An 8182-nucleotide genomic window follows, 5' to 3' on the forward strand; every position below is an offset into this window, starting at 1 on the left:
CCCCCATCTCCCCTATCTCCCCCATCTCCCCTATCCTCCCCATCTCCCCCATCTCCCGTTCGACTCCGCTCACGGCAAAGCCCATCTCCCGTTCGACTCCGCTCACGGCAAAGCCCATCTTCCCCCATCCTCTGCCACTCCCAAATGCCAACACACGGCACCGACTGCGGTTGCATGACGTCGTAGGATTGCCCTAAGCAAACATTGGCGATCCATTTCAGGGCATTACCGACGTTTTCGACACCGCCTTCAGTCCAGTAGCGCCAAAACTGATTGACAACGGCTAACGGTAAGTTGGAATGGCTGATTAAGTCTGGATCAGGGCGATCGTCTCCCGGCAGCACCAGGAGTTTTGCCCCAGTTTGTTCGACCGTCTGCCGCACGACTTCCAATCCATATGACCAGTAGGCACGTCCACCCAAGAGGCGCAACATGATGACGTCGGCCTGCTGCAACACCGTTTCGGCATACGTATCAATGCTGAGTTGCTGTTGCAGGTTAAGCAGATTGGCAACCCGTATCTGCGGAAATCCTCCTGGCAAATGAATCAACGTCTTTGATAGGGTTTGAATATCGGTATCGGCTGCTGTCAGAAAAACGATGGGAGCGGGAGTTTGATCAATGAAGACAACCCCCTCTGTCTCTGGATTCCAACCTCCGGGTGCGGCAGCAAGACGATGCATAAAATAGTGCTCAAATGGGATGCAAACTATACCATAATGGGGATCGCTTGGCGATCGCCCATTCTCTTTACTCCTACTGCCACCGGCGCTGAACATGCCAACTTCTGCAACGTCTATAGTGCATGAATCTATTTCTGCGACAACGCTAGAGCAATTGCAGATGGTATTGCGGCAGATGATCACTCCCTTGAGTCAGGGTGGCATGGTGATCACTGAAGCCATCTTAGAGCAGATGGAAAATCCACCAACGGTGGATTGGCAAGTTTTAATGTTGGTTGTTTCCGTCCCATTTAGTGCTTTGTTACTGGGAAAAATACGCGATGCCAGACGCGCGATCGCCCGTTCGCCCCAGGGCAAACTGTATGACATCAGCCTGACGTTTGAACCGGAGGCGATCGCCCATTTTATTGAGCAATTAGCCACCCAGATTACGCCAGAGTCAACCCTGGCAGCATCGCTTCAGCAAGCCAAAACGATTCCTCAACCCAATCAGCCTACTCGTCAGAGCGAATTTACGCTGAAATTAATCCGGGTGCTATCGGGCAACATATCGTTAGCCGCTGACATGCCTGTTGTTGCTACCCCGACGCCTACGGTCTCCGCAACTCAACGCCCCCACGTCGATCAATCAGTCGCGGCTGCTCTGCGACAACAAATCAAACAAGAGCAATTGCTCAACCAGGTTGCCACCCAAATTCGCCAAAGCCTTGAGTTGCCGATCATTTTGCAAACAGCGGTAGAGCAAGTCCGTCCGTTTTTGCACGTCGATCGGCTGGTAATTTATCAGCTAGATGTGCCCACATCCTGTCTGCTGGCACATGTCAAAATCAACCCAGATCAGCTGGAAGAACGATTTGATCTGTCATCCGCTCAGCAGATTAATCTGGTGATTCACGAAGCGATCGCCAATGCAACGGTGCCATCCGTATTGTTGTTGGGTGAAGACCTTTGCTTTTTTCCCAATACGCCCTATCGCGATCGCTATCTCACGGGAGATGCCGTTGCTATCGAAGATGTCGTCACCTACTATGCTCATGACCACTGTTTGCTAGAGTTTCTCAAAAAAGCCAAAGTCCGAGCAAAACTCGTTGTCCCGATCCTGGTGAAGGGAAATCTGTGGGGATTTTTGATTGCCCATGAATGTGAGCAACCCCGGTTTTGGCAAGAGAGCGAGAAAAAGTTTTTACAACAAATTGCAGAACACCTGGCGATCGCCATTCAACAAGCACACCTCTATGCGCAAGTGCAGCAGCAAAAGCAAACGTTAGAACGGCGGGTGATGGAACGCACCCAAGAACTTCGTGATGCCCTGATTGCCGCACAGTTAGCGAACCGATCAAAAAGCGAGTTTTTAGCCGCGATCAGTCATGAATTGCGCACTCCTTTGACCTGCATTATCGGCATGTCTGCAACGTTACTGCGGTGGACAAAGGGCGAGTTACCCGAACGTCAACAAAACTTTTTGCAAACCATTCATAGCAGTGGGCAGCACTTATTAGAAATCTTCAACAATATCCTGGATCTTTCACAATTTGAGGCAGGCAGAGCAATTCTCAATCTACAAGAAATTTCTGCCATGGTTTTAGCACAGCAGTCGCTGAGAATGTTTCAAGAAAAGGCAACTCAATCCGGAATTTCGTTGGAACTCGATTTACAAATTTCGTCTCAAAGCGATCGCTTCGTTGCAGATCCACGACGGGTACGACAAATTTTGATCAATCTTCTCAGTAATGCGATCAAATTTACCCCTCGTAATGGCAAAGTCACCCTGCGCGTGTCGGGAGATGACAGCACCATTACATTTCACATCAAAGACACGGGCATTGGCATTCCAGACCAACAGCGATCGCTGCTCTTCCAAAAATTTCAACAACTGGATGGTTCCTATCAACGGGAATATGAGGGCACAGGTTTGGGGCTGGCGCTGACCAAACAATTGATCGAAATGCATAATGGCTGGATTACCGTTGAATCGACCGAAGGCGTTGGTTCCGTTTTTACTGTCCGATTGCCGCGCCGTGCCATGATGGCGACAAGACCGGCTCATGAATTGGAATCATTCACATCGCCCAGTTACCCCATCGGGCGAGTTGTGCTGCTGGCGAGTCACTCTGACAATGCCGATATTATTTGCGATTTACTCACTGCCGCAGGCTACCAGTTGATTTGGATGACCGAAGGCTATATTGCCGTCTCACAGATCGAAATTTTGCAACCTGCTCTGGTGATTATCGACATGCAACTGGGTGACAGTGACAGTTACGCCATTATTCATCAACTGCGCCAAAATCCGATCACAAAAACCTTAAAAATCATTGCCCTAACCCCCGACACGTTCCCTGAAGAACAGCGACATTGCCTGGAGGTTGGGGCAAATGACTATATCACCAAGCCCATTTCTCCGACCCAAGTGTTGATGAAGCTGAACGATCGGATGACCGACCCCCTGATCACCGACAACCCAGACGGAACCTCAAGCCATGAACGGCTCGATGAGCATTAGCGTTTCTTCAAATCGCGCGCCATCGTGCGGAACATATCCATGCTGGTATCCGCCTGGCGACGTTCAGACACCACATTGACCTGTGGTTCAGCTTCGGTAGCGGCTGCCACCTTAATCGAATCACTCATCTCCATCGCAGACACCTGTATCACCATCTCTGCGCCTTTCGTTGCAGACATGGTTTTTGGAAAACTGCGTTTGATGGTCTTGGGTGTTCGCATATAGTCAATGTCACCCAACGTCTTCGCAGCGTCCGCATCCAGGAAAAATTCCTGAGAATTGACCGCCGATGTTGACGTGACGACTTTAGCCGGCTTAGGTTGAACCTTAGCCACTTGTTTTTTGGCTGAGGATACTTCTGCCGCAGGTTTTGTTTCCTCTGTCACGGAGGCGTCGGGTTGCCCTTTTGAGCCAAACAACCCTTTAATAAATCCAAGCATCTGCGACTCCTAATCGGTGAATCCGAATTGTTTACTTTTATTAAGTATTATAAAAACTTATCAAAAGATCAAGCCTCAGATAGATGCAGATTTTATGGAAGGTGACTTTCTAGGTATGCAACTCCAGTTCTGGGTGAGAGCGCAGTCAAACGTTATCTGCAAAGCCATCAGAATCAAGTGCGGACAAATTGATTACCTCAGTCTCAAAGCACATCGTTCATAATTTTGCTGGTGCTAGGGGTGGAGATCTGGATGCGAAATATCTGGGCGATCGCTTGGGGTGCTCTGGGTGGGGTTCTGGGTGGGCTAGTTGGTTTGGGCGGTGCAGAGTTCCGCTTACCCATTCTAGTTAGCGTTTTTAACTATCGAACTCTACAAGCAATCATCATCAATCTCATGGTCAGCCTTGTCACGGTGACATTTTCATTCATCTTTCGGAGCGGCGTTGTAGGGCTGGAAAATATTGTGGCGAACTGGGCAGTGATCCTCAACATTCTGGCAGGATCTCTGATCGGCTCTTATGTTGGAGTTCATTATGCAACTCGAATCAACGAACGAGTATTACACCAGGTCGTTGTTGGTTTCCTGATGGTTCTGAGCGTTATCCTGATCGGTCATCATTTCATCTTCAGTCTGGAGAGTTTGCAACTGCCCAGCTTTTTAAGAATCAGCTTGGGATTTTTAGCAGGAATCATCATTGGCATCTTCAGCAGTATGTTGGGGGTGGCAGGTGGCGAGTTAATTATCCCAACCATTATTTTGCTGTTTTCAGTTGATATTAAACTGGCAGGAAGTTTGAGTCTTGCAATCAGCATCCCAACCATTTTGATCGGTCTATTGAAATACAGAAGTCAACAACGACTGAAGGACGTTAACACAGAGCAAAGATTTATCGTTTCAATGGCATCTGGTTCAATTTTGGGTGCTTTTGTGGGCAGTCATCTTTTGCGGTATGTATCAAGTTCTCTGCTGTATCTCATCTTGGGTTCAATTTTGCTGTTGTCGGCGTTGAAGTTGGCACAGCACAAGCCAGCCTTATAACCCCCTGGTAGCAAGTGAGCGTAAGTCATCGGTACTATCTCAACCAGCCCTTCGGCTGCTATAGCAAACCTTAATTTTGAACAAATTCAGACGTTGCCTGGGGCACTGCGTGATACGCTTGCCAGGTTAGTGACGAAACAAACAATTTGCGAGCGAATTGCTTGAGATGATGAGCGTTCGTTCGTCGTATAACCCTGGGAGTTGAAGGAGTGCTATGAGTTATCGCATGGATCGCCGCGCATATGCTGATACGTTTGGACCAACGGTGGGCGATCGCATTCGACTGGCGGATACCGACTTGATCATCGAAGTCGAGCGAGACTATACCACCTACGGCGATGAAGTAAAGTTTGGGGGCGGTAAGGTGATTCGCGATGGCATGGGGCAATCTCCCATTTCTAATGCCGACGGTGCCGTCGATGTGGTGATTACCAATGCGCTGATTTTAGATTGGTGGGGCATCGTCAAAGCCGACGTGGGGATTAAGGATGGCAAGATCTATGCCATTGGTAAAGCTGGAAATCCCTATATTCAAGACAACATCGATATCATCATTGGGCCCGGCACAGAGGCGATCGCCGGAGAAGGCATGATCCTGACGGCTGGGGGGATTGATTCGCATATTCACTTTATCTGTCCACAACAAATCGAAGTGGCGATCGCCGCTGGCATTACCACCATGATTGGCGGGGGCACGGGACCTGCCGCTGGAACCAATGCCACCACCTGCACGCCTGGTCCCTGGAATATTTACCGGATGCTGCAAGCTGCCGATGCCTTTCCGATGAATTTGGGCTTTTTGGGTAAGGGCAATGCGGCTCAACCCCAGGGCTTAGTCGAGCAAGTGGAAGCAGGGGTTATGGGGCTGAAATTACATGAAGACTGGGGGACAACGCCGGCGACGATCGACACCTGTCTCAGTGTTGCCGATGAGTATGATATCCAGGTTGCCATCCACACCGACACGCTCAACGAAGCCGGATTTGTCGAAGATACGATCGCCGCTTTCAAAAATCGCTGCATCCACACCTACCACACCGAAGGCGCAGGCGGCGGACACGCCCCCGACATTATCAAAGTTTGCGGCGAATTGAATGTACTGCCGTCGTCTACCAATCCCACTCGCCCTTACACGGTCAATACCTTAGAAGAACATTTGGATATGTTGATGGTTTGCCACCATCTCGATCGCGGCATTCCTGAAGATGTGGCGTTTGCCGAGTCGCGGATTCGCCGAGAAACGATCGCCGCTGAAGATATTCTGCATGATCTGGGAGCCTTCAGTATGATCTCGTCTGACTCTCAGGCAATGGGACGAATTGGCGAAGTCATTTTGCGCACCTGGCAAACCGGACACAAAATGAAAACCCAACGGGGCTGGCTGGCTCCCGGTGGCAAAGGCAAAAAAGGGGTGGCAGAGTATAGCGATCGCAACGACAACTATCGCGCCAAACGCTATATCGCCAAATACACGATTAACCCTGCCATTACCCACGGCATTGCTGAGTACGTTGGCTCGGTCGAACCCGGAAAATTGGCAGACCTGTGCCTCTGGCGACCGGCATTTTTTGGCGTCAAACCCGAAACAGTCCTCAAGGGTGGCATGATTGCCTGGGCACAGATGGGCGATGCCAACGCCAGCATTCCTACCCCCCAACCTGTGCATATGCGCCCGATGTTTGCCAGCTACGGTGGCGCAATGACGGCAACATCGCTGACCTTTGTGTCTCAGGCAGCCTTGAAAGCCGGAATTCCTGAGCAATTGAAGTTGCAAAAACGCACCGTGGCTGTCTCCAATATTCGCCAACTGACCAAAAAAGATTTGAAGCTGAACGACGCCACCCCCCGCATGGAGGTCGATCCGGAAACCTATGAGGTGCGGGCAGATGGCGAATTACTCACCTGCGAACCTGCGACCGTTTTACCCATGGCACAGCGTTATTTCTTGTTTTAAACTCAACCCATTTCTATGCCCAATCCCATGTGGAGAACCCATGATCTCCAGCCCAGCTACGATGTCGTCATCATCGGTGGCGGTGCTCACGGACTTGCCACCGCTTATTATCTGGCAACCCGCCACGGCATTACTAATGTTGCGGTTTTAGAACAAAAATACATCGGCTATGGAGCTTCGGGGCGCAACACGGCAATTTTGCGATCGAACTATCGCACCGAGGCAGGCATTCAGTTTTATAACCAGAGCCTAAAACTCTACGAAGACCTGTCTCAAGAGCTGGATTTTAATCTCATGTTCAGCCAGCAGGGGCACTTCACCTTGGGGCACTCAACCAGTGCGATCGCCAGCCTCACTACCCGCGCCGAACACAACAAAGCCTTTGGTGTGGATAGCTATATGGTGACGCCCTCCCAGATTAAAGCGATGGTACCCGAAATCGATATTTCTGGTAAACCCCGCTATCCCATTTTGGGTGCGCTTTACCATCCTCCCGGTGGCATTATTCGCCATGATGCCGTGGTGTGGGGGTTTGCCAGAGGTGCAGATCGGCAGGGAGTTCACATTCATTGCCTCACCCAGGTCGAAGATATCCTGACAGAAAAGGGGCGGGTGATTGGGGTTAAGACCAATCGTGGCACGATTCACTGCGGCACCCTCGTCTCGGCAACGGCGGGGTGGACCTCGGACGTGTGCCGTCAGTTGGGGATTCATCTCCCTCTCGTAACCCATCCCTTACAGGCATTTGTTACCCAGAGCCTCAAACCCTGGCTGCATCACGTTATCGTCAGTGCCAATCTGCATATTTATGTCAGTCAGAGCGATCGCGGTGAACTGGTCTGTGGCGGTGCGGTCGAGTCCTTTCCCCAATACAGTCTGCGTTCCACTCTGGATGCCCTGGAAAGCTACGCCACCCATATTTTGGAACTGTTTCCCATCTTGCACAACATCAAAGTGCAACGACAATGGGCAGGTCTGTGCGATATGACCCCCGACTATGCACCTATTATTTCAGCGGTAGAAGAACTGCAAAATTTCTTTATCACCTGCGGTTGGGGTACATGGGGCTTCAAGGCATCTCCTGCCAGTGGGTATAACGTCGCGGAAATGGTGGCAACAGGCACCACCCCCGATCGAATTAAAGCGTTTCGTTGCGATCGCTTTTTAAAAAATCGGCTGGTCGGTGAAAAAGCAGCGGCATCCGTCGGCAGTTAAGCCAATGCACACCTCGGCTTTTGGAGGGCATTGCTGATTTTGGGTATGAATTTGAACGTGAAACCAGAGGTTTCACGTTTAAATTCATACCCCTATTAAGCAACCAAACGAATACCGCGCAAAAAAAAACGCTGCCGTGAGGCAGCGTTTTTCAAGCATTAGGTGATATCAATCTTTCGATTAACCAACAATCTCAGGAGCCTTGGTAGAAGCCAAGTCGAGAGGGAAGTTGTGAGCATTACGCTCGTGCATCACTTCCATACCCAGGTTTGCACGGTTCAATACGTCAGCCCAGGTGTTCACCACACGACCCTGAGAGTCGAGGATGGACTGGTTGAAGTTGAAC

5 protein-coding genes and 2 pseudogenes are annotated in these 8182 nt (G+C 50.3%); 4 read left to right on the forward strand and 3 right to left on the reverse strand.

The window, feature by feature from the left end; all coding sequences use genetic code 11:
• A pseudogene (locus ACR6Z4_RS31750) lies at window positions 1-683 on the reverse strand (hypothetical protein); the annotation flags it as partial.
• A gap of 94 nt (window positions 684-777) precedes the next feature.
• On the opposite strand from ACR6Z4_RS31750, the gene ACR6Z4_RS31755 reads away from it, so the two are divergent.
• Window positions 778-3186, forward strand: coding sequence for a hybrid sensor histidine kinase/response regulator (locus ACR6Z4_RS31755; RefSeq protein ID WP_479721325.1), 2409 nt, complete (start codon window positions 778-780; stop codon window positions 3184-3186).
• Here the strand turns inward: ACR6Z4_RS31755 and ACR6Z4_RS31760 are convergent.
• Entirely contained in the window at window positions 3183-3626 is a 444-nt protein-coding gene (locus tag ACR6Z4_RS31760) for a hypothetical protein (protein ID WP_479721326.1), read from the reverse strand. The genes ACR6Z4_RS31755 and ACR6Z4_RS31760 overlap by 4 nt on opposite strands.
• A gap of 252 nt (window positions 3627-3878) precedes the next feature.
• On the opposite strand from ACR6Z4_RS31760, the gene ACR6Z4_RS31765 reads away from it, so the two are divergent.
• From ACR6Z4_RS31765 to ACR6Z4_RS31775, 3 genes are all read left to right on the forward strand, one after another.
• Window positions 3879-4667 carry a sulfite exporter TauE/SafE family protein gene (locus ACR6Z4_RS31765; protein ID WP_479721327.1) on the forward strand — a complete coding sequence of 263 codons (789 nt, stop codon included), beginning with the start codon at window positions 3879-3881 and terminating at the stop codon, window positions 4665-4667.
• 214 nt (window positions 4668-4881) lie between these two features.
• On the forward strand, window positions 4882-6621 hold the full coding sequence (gene ureC, locus ACR6Z4_RS31770) for an urease subunit alpha (protein ID WP_479721328.1): 1740 nt from the start codon (window positions 4882-4884) through the stop codon (window positions 6619-6621).
• Between the two features lie 27 nt (window positions 6622-6648).
• Window positions 6649-7836, forward strand: coding sequence for an FAD-dependent oxidoreductase (locus ACR6Z4_RS31775; RefSeq protein ID WP_479721329.1), 1188 nt, complete (start codon window positions 6649-6651; stop codon window positions 7834-7836).
• A 180-nt stretch (window positions 7837-8016) separates the two neighbouring features.
• Here ACR6Z4_RS31775 and ACR6Z4_RS31780 read toward each other — a convergent pair.
• A pseudogene (locus ACR6Z4_RS31780) lies at window positions 8017-8182 on the reverse strand (photosystem II q(b) protein); the annotation flags it as partial.

The sequence above is a fragment of the Calyptranema fuscum S582 genome (assembly GCF_055793305.1).